At 69.3% G+C, this 2,077-nt stretch carries 2 protein-coding genes; both read right to left on the bottom strand.

Features of this window, described 5'->3' with window-relative positions; translation table 11 throughout:
* Positions 1 to 1,531, bottom strand: a 1,531-nt coding sequence (locus AC1D00_RS38305; protein WP_477014248.1) for an NTP transferase domain-containing protein, incomplete at its 3' end; no start/stop codon positions are given.
* Positions 1,528 to 2,077, bottom strand: a 550-nt coding sequence (locus AC1D00_RS38300) for an XdhC family protein (protein ID WP_477014247.1), incomplete at its 5' end; no start/stop codon positions are given. The genes AC1D00_RS38305 and AC1D00_RS38300, both read right to left, overlap by 4 nt.

Here is a 2,077-nt window from a genome sequence, read left to right as displayed (position 1 = left end):
CTTCGGCGACCGCCTCGGTGTGCTTGGCGATCAGGTGACGCGCGCCGACATCGCCGTCGAGGGTCATCAATTCCCTGAAGAAGCGGCGCGACCACAGCACGGGATTGCCGCGGCGGCCTTCGCTGACGGGCACGACGATCAGATTGCCGCGGTCCGGTGCGAAGCTGTCGATGAGACGGTCGATCAGGCCGGCATCGATCAGCGGCATGTCGCCGAGGCAAACCACGGCGCCGTCGCAAGCCTCAGACACGGCCGCGATCCCGGCCTTGACCGAGCTCGCGATGCCGCCGGCGAAATCCGGATTCCTGGCGAACCTCACGTTCAGGCCTTGCAGCGCCTGCTCGACCAGCTCGGTCTGATGGCCGGTGACGACGATCACCTCGGATGCCTTCGAAGCCAGCGCCTGCTCCGTCGCGATCCGCACCAGCTTCTTGCCGTCGAGCTCGGCGAGCAGCTTGTTCGGTCCGCCCATGCGGGTCGAGCGGCCCGCCGCGAGCACGATGGCCGCGACCCGGCTGTTGCCCTCGATCTCCGGCGTCGCGCGCGGCTGCGGGCGCGTCACGATCTCCATCAGGAGCCCGCCGACGCCCATGCCCATCAGCTCGGCGCGCGTCACCTTGATGCCGGCGAGGAGCCGCATCAGCACCCAGTCAAACCCGTTCTCGACCGGCGAGCGCGCGCAGCCCGGCGCGCCCAGCACCGGCACGCCGCCGGCGCGGGCGATCAGCAAGAGGTTGCCGGGATCGACCGGCATGCCGAAATGCTCGATCTCGCCGCCGATGCCCGTGACGGCCGCGGGGATCACGTCGCGACGGTCGGCGATCGCGGAGGCGCCGAACACGATGACCAGCTCGGCGCCAAGTCCGAGCAATTCCTTGATCGCGGCCGACAGCGCATGCTCGTCATGCTGGACGCGCCGCTCGGCGATGATGCTGGCGCCGGCCGGCGCCAGGCGCTCGGCGGTGACGCGCAGCGTCTTGTCGATCACCTTGGAGGACAGGCCCGGCAGCAGCGTCGAGACCACGCCGACGCGCTGGATGACGTAGGGGGCGATCTTCAGGACGTCCCTGCCGGCGGCCTTCACCGCGGCATCGCGCAAGGCGCCCTCGACGCCGAACGGGATGATCTTGACGGTGCCGACCATCTCGCCCTCGACCACCGGCTTGTAGGCGGTGAGCGTCGCAAAGGTGATGGCCTCGTCGATATTGTTGATGCGGTCGACGGCGGCGCGGTCGATCACCAGCACGCCCGGGCGCGCGGCGAACAGGTTGGCGCGGCCGGTGAAGGCGCGCTCGACATGGATGCCCTCGCCGCCCACCGCAAGCGCGATGCTGGCGGCTGCGACGTCCTCGGAGACGTCGCCCTCCTCCATCCGCACCACCACGACGTCCTTGATGCCGGCGCGCTCCAGCGCCTCGACCTCGGCAGGGCCGATCGTCGTGCCCTTCTTCAGCACCAGCGGTCCCTGGCGCAGGGTGTGGACGGTCACCCCGCCGATCGCATCCCTGGGGCTCGCCGGGCCGAATTTCATGCCGCTTCTTCTTTTTCTTTGGGTGGCAGCCGAAGCACCGCCGTGATCTCGGCCATGATCGACACCGCGATCTCCGACGGCGAGACGGCACCGATCGCAAGGCCAATGGGCGCGTGGATGCGCGCGATGTCGCTGTCCTTGGCGCCCTGCGCCCGCAACCGGTCGCCGCGCTTGGCATGGGTCTTCCGCGAGCCGAGCGCGCCAATATAGAAGCAGCCGCGCTCGAAGGCGTGCAGCAGCGCGGGATCGTCGATCTTGGGATCGTGTGTCACCGCGACGAACGCCGTGTAGGCATCGACGTTGAGCGGCGGCAGCGCGGTGTCGGGCCATTCGGCCACCAGCGGAATGTCGGGGAAGCGCTCTGCGCTTGCAAAGGCCGTGCGCGGATCGACGACGGTGACGTCGTAGCCGAGCGAGCGCGCCAGCGGCGCCAGCGCCTGGCTGATATGGACCGCGCCGACGATGACGAGCTTTGCGGTCGGCGCGTAGACGTTGAGGAAGAGCTTCTTGCCGCCGACCCCGACATTGGCGCTCTTGCCCATGCGA

Source organism: Bradyrhizobium sp. P2_E8 (assembly GCF_056403875.1).
Note: the sequence above shows the minus strand (reverse complement) of the source record. Positions and strands in the feature narration are given on the sequence as shown.